The 17,826-nt window shown below is 41.6% G+C and carries 15 protein-coding genes; 14 read left to right on the forward strand and 1 reads right to left on the reverse strand.

Features of this window, described 5'->3' with window-relative positions:
* Nucleotides 1-1,186: 1,186 nt before the first annotated feature.
* The 7 genes from KYS23_RS00805 to KYS23_RS00835 all read left to right on the forward strand — a co-directional run bounded on the left by KYS23_RS00805 (nucleotide 1,187) and on the right by KYS23_RS00835 (nucleotide 8,911).
* Nucleotides 1,187-2,089 carry a TnsA endonuclease N-terminal domain-containing protein gene (locus tag KYS23_RS00805; RefSeq protein ID WP_159528855.1) on the forward strand — a complete coding sequence of 301 codons (903 nt, stop codon included), beginning with the start codon at nucleotides 1,187-1,189 and terminating at the stop codon, nucleotides 2,087-2,089.
* Entirely contained in the window at nucleotides 2,077-4,284 is a 2,208-nt protein-coding gene (locus tag KYS23_RS00810) for an integrase catalytic domain-containing protein (RefSeq protein WP_159528857.1), read from the forward strand. Before KYS23_RS00805 ends, KYS23_RS00810 begins: the two co-directional genes overlap by 13 nt.
* Entirely contained in the window at nucleotides 4,277-5,572 is a 1,296-nt protein-coding gene (locus KYS23_RS00815) for an AAA family ATPase (RefSeq protein ID WP_159528859.1), read from the forward strand. The genes KYS23_RS00810 and KYS23_RS00815 overlap by 8 nt, the downstream gene beginning before the upstream one ends.
* Nucleotides 5,573-5,576: 4 nt before the next feature.
* Complete coding sequence (locus KYS23_RS00820; protein ID WP_159528861.1) at nucleotides 5,577-6,491, forward strand: hypothetical protein; 915 nt, start codon at nucleotides 5,577-5,579, stop codon at nucleotides 6,489-6,491.
* Nucleotides 6,488-8,098 (forward strand): TnsD family Tn7-like transposition protein, encoded by a 1,611-nt coding sequence (locus KYS23_RS00825; protein WP_159528863.1) that lies wholly within the window; start codon nucleotides 6,488-6,490, stop codon nucleotides 8,096-8,098. The genes KYS23_RS00820 and KYS23_RS00825 overlap by 4 nt, the downstream gene beginning before the upstream one ends.
* Nucleotides 8,085-8,348: a hypothetical protein gene (locus KYS23_RS00830; RefSeq protein ID WP_159528865.1), complete on the forward strand. Its 264-nt coding sequence runs from the start codon at nucleotides 8,085-8,087 to the stop codon at nucleotides 8,346-8,348. The genes KYS23_RS00825 and KYS23_RS00830 overlap by 14 nt, the downstream gene beginning before the upstream one ends.
* Nucleotides 8,349-8,605: 257 nt before the next feature.
* Entirely contained in the window at nucleotides 8,606-8,911 is a 306-nt protein-coding gene (locus tag KYS23_RS00835; protein ID WP_159528867.1) for a hypothetical protein, read from the forward strand.
* A gap of 476 nt (nucleotides 8,912-9,387) precedes the next feature.
* Here the strand turns inward: KYS23_RS00835 and cadR are convergent, their stop codons facing one another.
* A complete protein-coding gene (cadR, locus tag KYS23_RS00840) occupies nucleotides 9,388-9,777 on the reverse strand; it encodes a Cd(II)/Pb(II)-responsive transcriptional regulator (RefSeq protein ID WP_013755210.1) in 390 nt (129 codons plus the stop codon).
* Between the two features lie 81 nt (nucleotides 9,778-9,858).
* Between cadR and KYS23_RS00845 the strand changes: the two genes are divergently transcribed.
* The 7 genes from KYS23_RS00845 to KYS23_RS00875 all read left to right on the forward strand — a co-directional run bounded on the left by KYS23_RS00845 (nucleotide 9,859) and on the right by KYS23_RS00875 (nucleotide 17,716).
* Nucleotides 9,859-10,494 carry a cation efflux transmembrane domain-containing protein gene (locus KYS23_RS00845; RefSeq protein WP_159528161.1) on the forward strand — a complete coding sequence of 212 codons (636 nt, stop codon included), beginning with the start codon at nucleotides 9,859-9,861 and terminating at the stop codon, nucleotides 10,492-10,494.
* Nucleotides 10,491-10,856: a DUF3703 domain-containing protein gene (locus KYS23_RS00850; protein WP_159528159.1), complete on the forward strand. Its 366-nt coding sequence runs from the start codon at nucleotides 10,491-10,493 to the stop codon at nucleotides 10,854-10,856. The genes KYS23_RS00845 and KYS23_RS00850 overlap by 4 nt, the downstream gene beginning before the upstream one ends.
* A complete protein-coding gene (locus KYS23_RS00855; RefSeq protein ID WP_159528157.1) occupies nucleotides 10,843-11,736 on the forward strand; it encodes a cation diffusion facilitator family transporter in 894 nt (297 codons plus the stop codon). The genes KYS23_RS00850 and KYS23_RS00855 overlap by 14 nt, the downstream gene beginning before the upstream one ends.
* 87 nt (nucleotides 11,737-11,823) lie before the next feature.
* Nucleotides 11,824-12,219: a hypothetical protein gene (locus KYS23_RS00860; RefSeq protein WP_007984747.1), complete on the forward strand. Its 396-nt coding sequence runs from the start codon at nucleotides 11,824-11,826 to the stop codon at nucleotides 12,217-12,219.
* A 72-nt stretch (nucleotides 12,220-12,291) separates the two neighbouring features.
* Entirely contained in the window at nucleotides 12,292-13,614 is a 1,323-nt protein-coding gene (locus KYS23_RS00865) for a TolC family protein (RefSeq protein ID WP_193362813.1), read from the forward strand.
* Entirely contained in the window at nucleotides 13,611-14,549 is a 939-nt protein-coding gene (locus KYS23_RS00870; protein WP_159528155.1) for an efflux RND transporter periplasmic adaptor subunit, read from the forward strand. Before KYS23_RS00865 ends, KYS23_RS00870 begins: the two co-directional genes overlap by 4 nt.
* Before the next feature lie 53 nt (nucleotides 14,550-14,602).
* The gene (locus KYS23_RS00875; protein ID WP_159528153.1) at nucleotides 14,603-17,716 is read left to right on the forward strand and encodes an efflux RND transporter permease subunit; all 3,114 of its coding nucleotides are present in this window, start codon (nucleotides 14,603-14,605) and stop codon (nucleotides 17,714-17,716) included.
* The last annotated feature ends 110 nt before the right edge of the window (nucleotides 17,717-17,826 follow it).

Raw genomic sequence — 17,826 nt, forward strand, 5'->3', positions numbered from 1 at the left:
TAAATCATTAAATAGTGTTGATGTATAAGTCCTTAGGACTTATACATCAACACTCATGGTTGGTCAAGTTTTTTAATTTCAATTTCTTCTAAAAGGTTAATAAAAACAAGTTTCAAAGAAAGCTCAATCGAGGTATACTTGCGTCCTTAGGACGCAAGTATACCTCGACAGGGATTTGTTTTAATTCTCCGAGCTTTTCGTAAGCAGGGAAGCGAAAACGCAACATCCTAGGTGTTGCGTTACAAATCTATACTCCGAAGTTTCAGTCCTTTTTAAAAGTCATGAGTCTCCACAGTGCCTGTTTTGTGGATGTATATTTAAAATCATCAGGATCTGCTTTTCGCTCATAGCTGCCTTTCAGATGAAGTTTTAGCCTATTCTCATAAATTGTAAGCTCAGATATGAGTTACTAAAGTTACACAGACTAATTTTACATTCTTAGCACTATTTATATAACTTGAAAAACCCCCACAGCGTCCCTATCCATTTGTCAAAGCACCATCTCCAGCTTTGAATATTTTTTTGTGAAAGTATTAATATTAATTAGAAGCTAAAATTAGATAATGATAATTTTTGCAAGCTTGAAACTAACTAGATTTCTGGCTAGTTATTAAAAAATTGAGAATGAACGTTGTATCCATCAGACGATACTTTAGTTCTGTAAATTATTGTCTCCAAAACGTTAGCCGAGTGTAGTGGATTAATTATTAATTTTTTGCTGATCTTTTTTAGGCTAAGGGAAATCTAAAATATCAATACCATGCTTTTTGATCAATTCTACAAACGCTATGAATGCTTGTCTATTAGGTTTCTGGAATTGATCTAAAAAGTTATCAAATTTAATCAATTTTTCTTCTGTTATTCTCATTGCGCCAATGTTAGGTAAATTGTGAGTTTTAAAATTGTAGTAATGCATTAACCCCTCGTCAAATATGACGTGTGTTGACAAAATCAATTTATTTGTTACGATAAATTGCGCTTCGAAGTGAAATTCAGTTCAATCCCTCATTTTTATTAATAAAAACCTTAAATAATTACATATTTTAGTTGTTTGTAGTTAGTATTTTCTGTTGTTTTCAACGAATTTATTGTCTTTACCAATAACTTCTCGTGGTTTTTATGCTTTTCCTTGTCATTCTCGTTATTCGAGACTATTTTCCGATTTGTAGCCACTGGAAAATAAGTTATGAATAATGCAAATTCACCTAAAATTAAACAGCCAACTGTCACTGAGTTAACTGAAAATAAAATTGACGATTATGTAACCCGGAGAGAATTCGAAGGTAAGTACATTCCGTATAAAACCGCTCGTCAGTTCTCAAGCATGGGAAATGCCTCAACTGAGCAACTAGGCCAAGATGCACAACGTCATGAATACTTTTCAGACATGGAACGGCATTTTGGATTGACACTCAGTTATTTAAAAAATGTCTCCAAGGTAAAGACGCAATACCCTTTAATAGATGTTGATACAACATTAGCGGTTGCGACTCGTCTTAATATCGCCCATCCCCGTTTTGCACCAAAACGTGGATTGGTAAAAGATGCTAATCAAGGGTATCAAGCGTCTATCATGACTACAGATTTTTATTTTCAATATGTCGATATTATGACAGGTGAAATAAAAAAGATTGCTGTCTCGTTAAAATACAATGATGAAATATTAATTGTAGATGGTGGTGATAGGGTTATTGGCCGAACAATAGATAAGTTAAAAATCGAACAAGTTTATTGGGAATATAAAAAGCAGCAAGAGTATAGGTTAATCACATCTTCACATTGGACATTGAGTCCGAATTTAGTAAAAAATATTGCAATAGCTAGAAGGCATCGTGACCTTGATATTCCCCATATTATTCTTAAGTCTTTTCAAGTTCATTTTTTAGAACTCCTTACTGGTAGAAAGCGTCATCGATTGGCAGATTTGGTTTTTCTGGTATCCAAAAAAATGACTATCTCGCCTGAAAAAACATACGGCGTATTTTGGTATCTCATCTGGCACAAAGGCTTACAGGTAGATCTATTTCGTCCGCTTGCTGATGCAAGTTTTGTTTTTAATGCTAAGGAGGACTACGCATGGGAATGGTAGGTCTTCCGACAGAAAAGGCATTTGATTATTCAATTAACGAAATCATAAAAGCTAAAAATACAGATGAAAAAGAACTAGAATATACGGTTGCGTATACTTTTCCTGAATCAAATGTAGTTGCGCTATCTCTACAACGTAAAAAACCTATTAAGCCTATTCTGGTTAAAGTTGGCGATGACATCGACGGGCGTGCATGGGATATGTTTGAAAGATCGCCTAATACGTTTAGTACGTCTGAACACTATTTGTCTGCCACAGAAAGCCGCGTATCCACCGCGTTTGATAGATATTCAAAAATAAAACCACTAATTGATTCTGATGACATAGAATTATATATCAAAGGCGATTTATCCAGAAAATCTTTCGATGCTTACGCAGAGCTAGCCAATATAGCTCCTCAGTCGTTATATAACTACCTCAATCAATATTTAGCATTTGGCTCTCATCCTTTAGCGCTATTACCACTAAAGTATCTTTGTGGAACTAATCGAAAGTTACCTTTAAATATTGAAGAGGCTGAGGCGAAAAGAGCTAAACGAGGTGGAAATTTTATTGGCGCAAAAGGCGATTCAGACGAATATTTAAGACGAGATGCTACGCAAGAAGACATAAAGCGAATTAAAAAATTTATAAAAAAATACTTATCTAAAGTTTCTGATCACAAATATACGTCATTACATAGCGAGTTTTGCCAACGCCTTTGTTATTCATGGACTGTCGTATATGGACATAAAGAGCGCTATCTTGACTTTCGTAAGTATATTTCTATTGATCAATTTACGGATCATTTTAAAAAACATGTTGATTGGAAGAAATGGGCAGAGCTTAAAACGAGTGTAAAGGCAGTTCAAAATAACCAAGACATTACACGCGGTAAAGCACAAGAAAACTCTATTGGGCCAAGTGACACATATGAAATTGACGCCACTACACTAAATATTTACGTGGTATCGAGAATCAACAGCAGGGGAGAATATACAGATAAAGAGGTGATTGGTCGCCCGTACTTGTACTTCGTAGTTGATACCTTTTCGGGGATTATCGTAGGCTATTGCATTACGTTTCAGCGCGGCGTTTCTGCGGTTAAAAAAGCACTTTACAATGCTTTTACAAATAAAGTGGATTTTTGTGCAAGGTACGGAATTCAAATCGATGAAGAAGATTGGCCTTGCCAACACGTTTGCGTACGATTGTTCTGCGATAGAGGGGGTGAATATACCACTACTCTTTATGATGCCATGCTGGCAGCAGACTTAAAATTAGAAACCATTACCTTTGCGACTTCCTACTTGAGCAAGAGAAAGGGAACTGTAGAGGTGAACTTTGATTCTCAAGACAAAATTCTGTTTCAGCGATTGGACGGGAGTGTAAAGCCGAACCCTGCAAAAGATGCCGTTCACCCTTCAAACTTCGCTATACATGATATTGACTCGTTAAATCGACTAATTATTGAATCGATTTTGTCGTTTAATCGTCAAAGAATGAATCACACACGGTTACAATCTTTTGATGTGTTTGAAGGAGTTAAGCCGACGCCTTTAGCGCTATGGAATAAGCACATTTCTAAAAGAATGGCAGGCGGGAATCGCCGACCCAAAAAACTAGTGATGTACGCGATGTTGGAACAAGAGGAAGCAAAAGTATCCCTCGACGGTATATTCATTTTATCAAGTGAGCTTTTATATAGAACATCTCATAAAGGCTTCCAAGATTGGCAACAAGAGATCGGCTTTCGTGGTCAGACGAAGCCTTCAATAAAAGTGCGTGTAAACAAGAATGACCCGCGTTACGCATGGTATTTATCAAAGCAGTTTGGCACGGAAATCATCGAATTTACACTGGCGTCACATGATGAGAGGTTTGAAGACTTAACTGCTGAAGAAATTAAACAGCAAAAACAAATCGAAAAGAAAAGGATGTCTATCAATCGCAAAGACCGAAGAATGTCAAACGTTGCCTTGCAAGCATCGATCGCTGAAGAACGTGAGTTATCAAACGAAAACACTTCTACCAGACCTCCAGATCGTAAAGGCATAGTCGCCGGAATACAGGAAAATTTCAAGCAAGCACAGAAATCAGAAAACGCCAGAGATGTTATCGAAACTCGAAATGTGTTTGGCACTAGTGCAATTGATTCATCCGCAGATGACCTTGATACTCCATCGTCAAATAGCGAAGGAGGCAGTGATGACTGAAGCGACCCTTCTGCTTGAACAATGGATTGATGATAATCCATTTATTACATCGCTTCAGATGCTGAAACTAACTGAATCTGAATTGATATCTCGACTATCGGCAAGGGACGATATTACTCCCAATTATTCTACATTACCAAACAGTACCAAACGTATTGGTTTGGCTAAACGATTCTATGTTCCTCCAGAGTATGCATTTGATTTGTATAATCAAATTCATCACATGATCCTTATTGGTTATCTCAATCGCCACCCTAAGACAGACGATTACGATAAGTATCTCAATTTAGTTGAAAACGGCGAGGTTTCGGTAAAAGACTTGCCTGCACCAAATACTCTACTAGACGCAGGAACTGCCATGCTTTGTATGGGGCGCTCTGGGCATGGCAAAACTACCGTTCATGATAAAATATTAGAAACCCTTAATCCTTTTGATAACTTTCATCCTCCTTCTGAAAGCACTGGATTTAGACGACTACCGCAAGTCATGTTCGTAAAAACTTATATTAAAAGTGCGACAAGTAAAAAAGCTTTCTTAGTTTCGATTCTTAATGCCATCGATAAAAAGCTCAATAGTCATTTCACTGCAAAGCTTCCAAGCAGAGACACTGTTGGTGAGCAGGTTATTTATGTCATTAAAATATGTCGAATGGTTGGCCTTGGTTTACTTGTAATAGATGATGTCCAATGGGTTTTAAACTCTAAAACGACGAAGGATAACAAGGTTGTTACTAATGTTTTTTTAGAAGAATTTTTCAACGACTTAGGCGTGCCAATGATATTCATTGGTACGCCTGAAGCTGGAGACCTTTTCAGTGCTCCTGAACAGAGCGAGCAGTCTGAACGGCGTTTAATCAGTGATGGCAAGTTTGTTCTAAGTGACCACTCTATTGAACACATAACATGGAATACAATGGTTAAAGCCTTAAGCATGAACTTTTTAGGTATGAGCGAGAAGTTAGTTGATAAGGAGTTTGAACATGCAATTTTTTATTATTGCGAGGGGAACATAAGCAAGTTGAAGCGTCTAGTAAATCATATACTAATTGCGAATTTGAGTATGACCAATAGTAATCGATTTAATTCTTTGTATACAGCGCATGCGGCCACTCACATACGCAAAGAATCGATTAAACCAAAGTTACCTAATGTTGATATCACGCCAGTCGTTTCTGCGGAAAAAACAGCACAAATAGATGATAAAAATACGCAAAAGAAGGACTCAAAAAACCAAGAACGCATTGAGCGAATAAAACGACTTCAAGCCCTAGATATGGGGGACGAGTGATCTCATGTTGAACACCAGTCTTTCATCCATACTGCTAGAGAATATTAACATCAAACCCGGTGAGTATTTTCCAACCTATTTCTATCGACTCATGGAGTATGCGGATTTTTTTGCTCCAAAGGAATTTTTAAGTCTTTTTCAAATATCAAGTCCTCGTTTGATAGGAGAGACCATGCCAAGGTGGGCAGTGAAGTTTGCCGTACAAGCCTATGGAAGAAAAAGATTCGAGGATGTATTGACTGATAATATGGTGGGCAAATATTGGCAAGGATTCGTCTCTCGTGATGTATTAGATGTACATATGAAAAATCAATTGAATGACAAGGCAACGGGACGCGTACTGTTTAATGCTGAAAAGCTACTAATGCCTTACCACTCTCTAAAATACTGCTCAAAGTGCCATGATGAAGATGTAAGAGCCAAGGGCTTTGTTATCTGGAAAGCAGATCATCAAGCAATGTCAGCTTTTATTTGCCATCAGCATAATTCAGCGCTGAGCCAACGTTTAGTGAGCGAGTTTAATGGGTTTGAATGCTCAGGCGATTTTTTTGATAAATCTTCTTTTAGCACCCCTCATATTACACTTTTTCACCGTTGGCTTGATTGGGAAACTAAGCTGCTGATGAGAGGAGGTGTTGATTATCAGCGGGAGCAAGTCGAACTTCACAAGCGTGTGTTTATGGAGAGTAGCTTCTATTCCCATTCTCCAAGTAAAGTGAGCGTTGCTCTTAATAAGCAATGGCAAAGTGCGCTCCAACGGTACTTCACTATTTTGTTTCCAAATTTACAAAGTTCTGCTGAAACCACTGCTAACAATATTGCATTCAAAGCCAGCGCTATGATGTCTGAAAATGGCAGCATTCATCCTTTAATGTTTTTGTTATTTAAGTTTTTCTACATGCATGAATATCGACCATGAGTAGAATCTTGTACACACCGCGAATTCAACCTGATGAAACTTTGTTTTCGTATGTTGCTCGGTGTCATTGGCTATGGGGTGATGTCTCATATAAAGATACTGCGAGCGATTGGTTCGGATATGAAGGGGTGTGTTTAAATCAGCTTTTGCCTAGCCATATTCAGGATATCTCTCGTCATTCAGAATACGGCATAGACCATCTTCTACATAACCATACAGCTTACCCTTTGCATATTCTTTATAACGCCCGCCATGACGCACTGAAGGCGTCAATGTGTGGCGCTGGTGATATGAATATAGCAAACCTTTCATGCTCACCACAGTTGGCATTTGGTTCATTAACGAAAAGTAATTACTGTCCTGAGTGTGCTAAAGAAGACGTGTCTAAAATAGGTATCGCGTTTTGGCATTTGTCACACCAATTGTGGGGTGTTAGGGCATGCTACAAACATGGCAGTGAATTAACCAGTGTGCCTTTTAACCCCAGAAAATACCGCCTCCCGCTTTATTTTGAGTCAATACAATCTGTTGTTCCTTCAGGCGCTAATACCCTCCAGATAGAGTTTGCAAAGCATATTGTGCAATTGCTACGTAGCAACACTATTGAAAATGCTGGCCAGCAACACTTTAGAAGTCTATTTAAGACCCGTGGGCTGCTGACATCGCAAATGCATATTCGCATGCCTGTAGTGATAGAACGTTGTATTGAAGTAGCTGAAGCGCTTTGTGTTCCCAATGTGTTGAATACCAGAAGTATTCGTCGAATAGTTTTCGAACAAGATTTAAGTATCCATCCATTGAAACCTATTTTGCTCGAATTTGCAGTAAAAGGACTGCGCAAAGAATCATCGCCTCCCTCAATACCTGCTCCTAAACCCCTGAAGATGTCTGAGACCATTGAGTCACAAGCAATAGCGCTATTACAAAGTTATCAATTTAACGTTGCGGAGATAAGCAGACGACTTAAGGTAAGTCATGGCTATGTAAAACAATTAGCCAACCGAACTGGAGTCAAAACAACTGAGCGAAAACAAGTTGTCACCGCTGATATAGAGCGACAAGCAACGAAAATGGCAATCGAAAATATGAGTTGTAAGGATATTGCAGCCAAACTTGGTGTGTCAGAACCATCGATTACTGGAGTAGTTCAGTCTGTTGATGGACTAAGCCTATGGCGTCAATATTTAAGAATGTATGAAAAGCGGGATGCCGTAAGAGCGACTTTAAATGAGGAGCTAAATCGTAGTGGCTTAATTAACCGAGCAGAATTAAAAGAGCGTCAAGGAAATGCTTTGAACTGGGCATATCAATATGACAAAAAATGGCTTGATGCTACGTTTCCCATCCAAGGCAACCATGCTAATCACAGTACAAAAATTTGGGAGAAGCGAGACACATCCCTTTTTCCAAAATTCAAAGATTTCCTTAAACAACAACTAGAAACAACCAATAAATTGCCTAGTAAATATGCGTTAGACAAAGCATTTGGTAATCATCGTTGGTTTACATGCAAATTCGACAAATTGACCAAATGTAAGCGTATGTACGACAAGCTTAAATTTAAAATTAACCACAATGCTAGGAGAATAGATAATGTCAAAAAATAATGAAAAAGCAGAGGCGTCAACTGATGAAGGTACTGTTGATATACATATCGACAACTTTCTAATTACGCAAGCTGAAGCAGCTTTAGAAAGATACCCTAAAACTGTTACCGAGCAGATTGAGCAATGGGCATACCTTGGCAGTGCAGCTGAAAAAAAATTAACAGGGCTAGAGCAACTGCAATTGATGTCCGGTGAGTTTGAAATAGCTTTAGTTGATAAGGTAAATGAAAAGGAAAGAGTCAGAGACTGAAACCGTTAACCAGTCCATGTCACTAGCGCCTAGAACTTTCCGAATCCTGATATATAGTGGGTCATATCCTATCTGACATATTTTCTCGAAGGGTTGGCCCAAATCTGATAGTTAGCAACGAGCGATCAAGAGACGTTGAGCAAACACGTCTTCACAAATGACTCATGGGTTCCAAAATGGAACATATGGTCAACACAGTCCGTTGAGGAACCCATGAGTAATTTATTGCGGTATCAATGTGAATGTAAGGTGTACGAATGAAAATTTTCGAAGAAAGAATAGTTGAAACTGTCGTTGATCGTGTCTGTGACGTTTGCAAAGAAAGCGTGATGACAGACGTTGGTGAAGGCCGAGTTGAAGAATTTGGTGAGTTAAAAGCAAAATGGGGCTACGGGTCGAAATCGAAAGAAGACGGAAACACATATCATCTCGATTTGTGCGAAAGATGTTTCAAAGTTGCTCTTCTCGCTCTAAAAGACCACAAAAGATCTTTATTCATGTTTGATGATGATGAAAATAACCTCCCTGACGAAAAGTTTGGTCTGAACTCAGATCGCTGTTAGTTTTCTAATGAAATTATTGCGAATAACTGTTTCTGGCCGATCACAAGATCATCGCTGCTGAGACAGGGTCTTTTAAGCGTACTTTACTGCCGTTTTCATACTAGAGCGTGATGAGCTGAAATTGGCACAGAGCTGATTGTCAGGTTTAGCCCAGCTCTGTGATACGAAGCGAGGGAGGGAATTGGCCTAATCTGGATTAGTCATTATCTAGTCTGACATTTTCAATAACAGAATGCGACTAAAGCTGACAGTCTCTTGTGTACGTTAAGCGGTCATTGGCACATTGACAATAGAGCAGCGACAAAGAGCGATCACCAGTCGTTCGACCTACCTCAGTCGAACGACTGCTTAGCCCAAAATTGCGGACGTAGCTATTTATTGTATATTGGTTACTTTATCGAATTTCAATTCGTCGAACCTGTAACCTTATGAAACCGTAGGCAAAGGTAAAACGATAAGACTTATAGATATCAGTATCACTCTTCAAGCAACTGCAATACCCCACATTCTTTAACTTTTCTATTATCTGTGCATGCCGAGGCCATCTCAGATAGGGTAAGCTTTAGCTCCTCAAGCTCTGCAATGCGATGCGTGACGTCAACCATATGTTGATGGATCAAATTGTTCACACTGGAACAACTTTTATTGGGATTATTTTTTGTATCCAACAGCTGTTTAATTTCTATTATGGTCAAATCTAATGAGCGACATTGTTTAATAAATCGCAGTGCCCTCAACGATGAGGCGTCGTAAATTCTGTAGTTACCTTCACTGCGATTGCAAGCTTCAAACAACCCCTGTTTTTCATAAAAACGGATCGTTTGAATAGAGCACCCACTTTTTTTTGATAGCTCACCTATTTTCATAAACGTGCCTTTGTGCTGTTGACCCTATACTAGGTATAGACTTTACACTGTAGCTATAGTTTTGGGAATAGGAGTTGAACAATGAGTGGATGCGGCTGTGAAGTGGAAATCAAAGATGCCTCACAAAAACGGGTTCTGTATTGGCTGCTCGGCATCAATGCGGTGATGTTTTTCGTTGAGATGACCGTGGGTATTTTGGCTGACTCTACTGCTTTGATAGCAGACTCTATGGACATGCTAGCGGATGCGGTTGTATACGGCATAGGTATTTATGCTGTGGGTAAATCTATACTTCATAAAGCCAAAGCTGCGCAAATCAGTGGTTACTTTCAGCTATTGCTGGGCGTAATTATTCTCATTGATATTACCAGAAGGTTATTCTTCGGCAGTGAGCCTATCTCATCATTAATGATAGGAATGGGGTTCATTGCACTAATTGCAAACGTCGCTTGCTTGATGATTATTCGTAATCATAAAAACGACGAAGTACATATGCGAGCCAGCTGGATTTTTTCGGCCAACGATGTCATCGCCAACATGGGTGTCATTATCGCCGGAGTTTTAGTGGTATGGCTTGATAGCAGAGTACCGGATCTGGTTATCGGCTGTATAGTGTCGATTGTCGTGCTGCGCGGAGCGTGGATGATCCTGAAAGACGCCAAGCAGGAAGTACTTAATAACGAAGTACAGAAAGGTAAAGTGGGTGAGCCACTATGACATACAATAAAGCCGTTAAGCCGCATATCGATTCCAAATTGACAGATTACTCAGATGCAATGTCTAACAATAATGAGAGGCAGGCATTTGCAGCGCTGGAGGATGCGCATGTAATTGGTCAGCACTCTACTTATTTCCATTGTTTAATTCATTATAAAATGCTGCGACATGGTCTTCTAAACAAAGATTGGAGAGCCGTTTTTGGACAAGCAATAAGAATAGTTGGCGCAGCAACCAAAACAGCTATCGGCCTTGTACCTAAAGGGAATACAGGCGGCACTGACATCAGCCCTTTTAAGCGACTGCCAATCAGCGCAGAAAATCAAGCGATATTGGACAAAATTAATCATGCACAATCATAATCATAATCATAATCATAGCGAGAGTAGCAGCGCATCTAAGCGGATAGGCTGGGCATTTTCATTGAACGTATTGTTCACCATCATTGAATTTATAGGCGGATGGCTGACAAACAGCACGGCTATAATGGCCGACGCAGTGCATGATTTGGGCGATAGCTTATCCATTGGTACTGCTTGGGGCTTAAATAAACTCAGTGATAAAGAAGCAAATGCTACTTTTTCCTACGGCTACAAGCGTTTTTCACTCCTTGGGGCGTTAATTAATGGAGTTGTACTAACGGCTGGTTCGATTTGGATTTTGTTCGAAGCTATTCCACGATTACTGGCCCCTGAAATGCCCCAAGTGGAAGGCATGTTAGGGTTGTCTATATTCGGGATAGCAGTCAATGGCTTTGCAGCGTATAAACTCAGGGAAGGAAACTCCTTAAATGAACGAGTATTAAACTGGCATTTGCTCGAAGATGTTCTGGGATGGGTCGCAGTACTGATCGTGTCGATTGTGCTGATGTTCAAGCCTTGGGCGATTTTAGATCCCATTTTATCTATTGGCTTCACATTATTCATTTTATTTAATGTCATTAGAAATCTAAAAGAAACCTTACTGCTATTTTTACAAGCGACACCTGACGCACAGCAAATGGAAGAGGTTCATAAAGTGCTTATGTCTAGCGATGATGTGATGGATATCCATCATTTTCACATTTGGTCTTTGGATGGAGAGCACAGCGTTATGACTGTCCATGTGGAGCTGAATGATGATATTTCTGTATCTCAACTTAAGAAACTCAAGGAACAACTTCGTCACGGCCTAGCTGGGTTCGATTTTGTGCACACTACGATAGAAATCGAATTTGCCGATGAAGATTGCCGTGATGTGTAATCCAATGATAGAAACACTTTGTATCAGTTGGTCGATTGGTCTTAGTTCGAATACCTGTTAATATGAAAAAGATGAGAGTAGATAGATATGTTTAGTGTAAGGGTGACAAGCTACCTGTTGATTTCGCTGATTTTGTTTCAGTCGTTTTCTGCTGTCGCCAAGTCCTTGGATTTTCATGCTATTGATTCGCAACATCTAAGCGAATTACATGAACATCAGGCGGGAGATAACACCGCTTCTGTGAAGACGCATGCTCAACTGCAATCTAACGAACAACTTGATACTGATAACGCCCCCGTAGATATTTCTCACAATCCTGCTGATTGCCACCATTGTGGTCACTGTCATGGAACCCATGCCCAATGGCTTGGAAATAACACCGCAATTGAACTTGCTTCGGTTGCCACCCATCACGGTTTCTATTACTTATCAAAAGTAGTAGATGCACCGGTCACGCAATTACTACGCCCACCTAAAGCATAACCCCTGAACTAATCAAACACCGTTCGCCAACAGCTTGGCGATATATATTTTTGATAATTTAGGAATAAAACAATGATGCATATTTCATTGAGCCGCCCTGTGCGTGTGCACGCTTGGGTGATTTTCACGATGCTTGTTCTTCTGACAACACACACCGTGGTAGTAGCACAAACAAACAGTATCACCAATCGCAAAATGACCTTGCAAAGCGTCATACAGCGAACATTAGCGAATTCGCCCGAATTGCATGAGTTCACATATAGGCAACAAGCAATTGAGGGAGAAATCAAAACTGCGTCTCTTAAACCAGCCCTCAACGTAGGCATTGAAGTGGAAAACTTCTTAGGAACAGGCGAGGTCTCTGGCATTAAGGACACCGAGCTGACTCTCACATTGTCGTCGGTCATTGAATTGGGCAATAAACTCAACTCGCGTAAGGCGTTTGCTAAGGCGCAATCCACCTTAGTCGAAGCGCAAAAACAAGTGCACACCTTGGATGTACTGGCTGAAGTGACACGTCGCTACATCGATGTACTGGCGCAACAAGCGTTAATTGACGCGCAAAAAGATGCAGAAACACTTGCTCGATATACCTATCAAGCTGTCACAAAACGCGTGGATGCAGGTGCTTCCCCTGCATTTGAACAGAAACGCGCTGAAGCAGCTTTAGCAAGATCCAGATTGGATGTGGTGACCGCACAGCAAACTAAGCAAGCCATGATAAATAGTCTGGCTATTATGTGGGGGGAAAAAGATCCCACTTTTACTGATGTGGAGGGAGACTTATTTGCGCTGCAATCGTCTCCTTCGTTAACCGCGCTTTTCACCACCTTATTGGACAGTCCCAATCTTGAGGTCTATACGCAAGAATCGAGATTGCAGGCTTCTCAAGTCCGTCTTACTCAAGCAGCTAATCAATCGGATTTAAGCTGGACGGCTGGTATTAGGCGCATGAATGGCATAGATGAAACAGCCTTTGTAGCAGGCGTGAGTATGCCTCTGTTTGCCGGTGACCGAAATCTTGGCGAGTACGAAAAGCAGCGAGCAATTCAGGCACAGCTAGAACAACAAAAAGAGTCAGCGACGCAAAGCCTATACCATCAGCTAAATATGGCCTTGATGATCAGAAACAATGCGCTGCTCAATGTACAGACACTGCAAAACTCTATTATCCCACCCTTAGTTCAAGCGCTGGAATTAGTAGAGCAAGCCTATATAAACGGACGATTCAGCTACCTTGAATGGGTGAGTACACGTCAAGAACTACTCAATGCCAAACAAGCCTTAATTCAATCAGCGAAGCAAGCTCATCAGCGTGGTGCAGATATCGAATCACTGACTGCACAGCCTCTTGTGGATACGATCAACACCTCTTTTTCGAGAAAAGCAAAATGAACAAAAATATATTAATTAAGAAGCAAAACACGCTGTTAGTTTTCATTGTTTGCAGTGCCTTGGGATTTTTTTCAAGCACCACAATACAAGCAGCAGAAGGCGAGCATGGTAAAGAGGAAGCCTATAAGGATGAACGCGTATTCATGTCAGATAGCTTGGCGCAAAAAATGGGCGTAATGACGCAAAGTGTGCAAACGGGTAATCTCAATATTACCACCACTGTCTACGGAAATATTGTGACCGACCCTGCTTCACTGAGTCATGTGCGTGCACGATTCGACGGTATGGTGACCAAGGTCAATGCAAATTTAGGTAACAACGTTAAAAAAGGCGAGACACTGGCGGTAGTTGAATCCAACGAAAGCCTGAAAAGCTATCCCGTTACCGCGCCGTTTTCAGGCACCGTGATTGCCAGACATGCCAATGAAGGCGAGTTATCAAATGGCCAAGTGCTATTTTCAATCGCAAACTATGATGACGTGTGGGCACAGCTTAAAGTCTTCCCACAACAGCTATCAGATATAGCAGAGCAGCAACCCGTTCAGCTTAGCCTGTCAGGGGCAGCGTTAGACACCACTATCCAACATATCTTACCCTCACCCGATGAAAAGCCTTATGTCTTGGCGTATGCCAAAATATCCAATACCTCAGGTCAATGGCCGGTTGGCGCAGCTATCAAAGGCCTTGTCACTATCAACACCATTGATGTCGCAATGATGGTGCCTAAAGCGTCGATTCAAGAGTTTGAGGATGCTTCTGTCGTGTTTGTCAAAGAAGGTGACGAATACCGTCCCGTGCCCGTTACCTTAGGTCAACAAGATAACCACAATATTGAAGTGTTATCAGGTCTGCACATTGCAGATGTGATTGTCAGCCAGAACAGCTACCTGTTTAAAGCCGATTTAGAAAAGTCGGAGGCAGGTCATGATCATTAATAACTCAATGCTATCTATTTGGTCAGGCGTCTCTGTTATTGGGGGGCGAACACATGATTGAATCCATTTTACGTTTGTCCATAGAGCGACGAGGGATAATGCTAATGTTGATCTTCCTTGTGCTGGGCATGGGGATATTCAGTTATCAAAAATTACCTATCGATGCGGTACCCGATATCACCAACGTGCAAGTGCAAATCAATACACAAGCACCGGGTTATTCGCCTTTGGAAACCGAGCAGCGGATCACATTCGTAGTAGAAACAGCACTGGCGGGATTACCTGACCTGTCCTACACCCGCTCTTTATCTCGCTACGGGCTATCTCAGGTAACAGCGGTATTTGATGAAGGCACTGATCTGTATTTTGCGCGTAATCTCATCAATACCCGATTAGGTGCAATCAAAAGTCAGCTACCTGAAGGGTTAGCGCCTGAAATGGGACCTATCGCTACTGGGTTAGGCGAAATCTACATGTACACCTTGCGAGCCAAGCAAAATGCCATGCAAAAAAACGGTGAACCGTACAATGCCATGGCGCTTCGCGAGATACACGACTGGATCGTAAAACCGCAGCTCGCACTGGTTAAGGGGATCACTGAAGTCAACGCCATTGGTGGTTACGTAAAACAATATCATGTGAATCCTGAACCACAGAAAATGCTGAATTTTGACATTGGTCTAAGTGATATCCATCGTGCGCTGGAGCGAAACAACACGAATCAGGGGGCGGGGTTTGTTGAGCGAAATGGGCGACAAATACTGGTGCGCTCACAAGGTCAACTTCAGACACTTAGCGATATAGAAAATGTGGTAATAAAACGCATTAATACTGTCCCCGTTGCGGTGAAAGACATTGGCAGTGTAGTTATTGGTAAGGAGCTGAGAACGGGTGCGGCAACGCAGGAGGGTGAAGAGACCGTTTTAGGTACAGCAATGATGCTAGTCGGCGAAAACTCACGAGCCGTTGCCCAATCCGTTGCCAAAAAGGTGAAGGACATTCAATCCAGCTTACCTGATGGAATTGTCATTGAGCCAGTCTACGACCGCACCCTACTGGTCGATAAAGCTATCGAGACGGTTCAGAAGAATTTAGTAGAAGGGGCGTTATTAGTCATAGTGATCTTGTTCATATTGCTTGGCAATATTCGCGCCGCGCTCATCACTGCGGCAATTATTCCGCTAGCGATGTTGGCGACCATCACAGGGATGGTTAATACCGGTGTGTCTGCCAATCTGATGAGCCTTGGGGCTTTGGATTTTGGATTAATTGTCGATGGTGCGGTGATCATCGTAGAGAACTGTATCAGGCGGTTATCCGAGTCTCAGAAGCGCACAGGTGGAGTCTTGCCACTAAAAGAGCGGCTAGAACTGGTTTTTCAAGCGACCAACGAAGTCATTCGTCCTAGCTTGTTCGGTATATTGATTATTACTGTGGTGTATATCCCGCTGTTCTCATTGACAGGCGTTGAGGGCAAGATGTTTCAGCCAATGGCGGCAACGGTCATCATGGCGCTGATAGCAGCGATGCTGTTCTCTATTACCATTGTACCAGCGGCAGTCGCGATGTTTATGGGCGGAAAAGTCAGTGAAAAAGAAAGCTTTATTATTGTTGCAGGCAAATCCGCCTATCGCCCCATCATTCACCTTGCACTGAAATTACGCTGGATAGTGCTTGTCGGCTCAGTCGTGCTAGTAGTAGGCAGCTTATTGCTGGCAGCGCGACTAGGCTCTGAGTTTGTTCCCCAGCTTGACGAAGGAGACATCGCACTCCACGCCATGCGAATACCGGGCACAGGTATTGAGCAAGCCGTCGAAATGCAAAAAACACTTGAATCTACCCTGATGGAATACGAACAGGTACTTACAGTTTTTGCGAAAACCGGTACCGCAGAAGTAGCTACCGATGCGATGCCGCCCAACGTAACCGATACCTTTGTGATGCTAAAACCACGAGCGCAATGGCCAGATCCAACTTTGTCAAAAGCGGATTTCGTAGAAACCCTTGAGCGAGACTTACAAGCGGTGACAGGCAATAACTATGAGTTTACCCAACCTATCCAAATGCGCTTTAACGAGTTGATAAGTGGAGTAAGGGCTGACCTTGGTATAAAAGTCTTTGGAGATGATTTAACCACGCTTGTTGCCTCTGCAAACGACATCTTAACGGTTTTGCAATCAATAGACGGCGTGGCGGATGCACGACTTGAGCAGGTCGATGATATTCCTATCTTCACTATCAACCCTAAGCCAGTCGAGTTGGCACGTTATGGATTGGACGTCGCCGATTTGCAGGAGTGGTTGGCGTCAGCTATCGGGGGTAATACCGCTGGCTTAATTTTTGAGGGAGATAGACGATTCGAGTTGCTTGTGCGATTTGATGAAGGTATGCGCACAGATTTAGATGCCATTGGCAGCACTCCTATTATTACATCCGATGGGGAATTTGTACCGTTATCAGAAGTCGCTACACTGGGTTACTCGTCTGTTCCCAATCAAATTAGTCGAGAAAACGGTAAGCGTAGAGTCGTGGTTACCGCCAATGTCAGAGAACGCGACTTAGGGAGTTTTGTTGACGAAGCAAAAATAAAAATAACCGAACAGGTTGCACTGCCCGCAGGCTATTGGCTGGATTATGGTGGCACGTTTGAGCAGCTTGAAAGTGCCAGTCAGCGACTGTCTATCGTGGTGCCTGCCACGCTTTTTCTAATACTTGTGTTACTAGTGGTGGTGTTTGGCTCATTTCGTGATGCCTTGATCATCTTCACTGGCGTGCCTTTAGCCTTAACGGGAGGTGTTTTCGCGCTCTGGATGCGTGACATGCCACTGTCTATATCTGCCGGAGTTGGGTTTATTGCGCTCTCTGGTATTGCGGTACTAAACGGCTTAGTGATGTTGTCATTTATTAAACAGCGAGTACTAGAAACAGGTGACTTAATTAACTCAATCGTTGACGGAGCTATCACAAGATTGCGTCCGGTTTTGATGACAGCACTGGTAGCAAGTTTAGGCTTTATTCCCATGGCACTTAATGTCGGAACGGGGGCTGAAGTGCAAAGACCGCTTGCAACGGTGGTGATTGGCGGGATCATCTCGTCCACTATTTTAACGTTGATCATATTACCGGTTTTATATCGGATCATGCATTCGAAACTAATCAAAGTATGATGGTTAGGCACCGTATTGCAAAAGGTACGGTGCTCTTCGTCTGGAAATTCAAAACAATTGAAAATGATTACTGAACTGTATATTCACCAATAAGAAGCTTATTCACCGGA

It is taken from the genome of Alteromonas lipotrueae (genome assembly GCF_019249255.1).
In the GTDB taxonomy this organism is placed as follows: Bacteria; Pseudomonadota; Gammaproteobacteria; order Enterobacterales; family Alteromonadaceae; genus Alteromonas; species Alteromonas lipotrueae.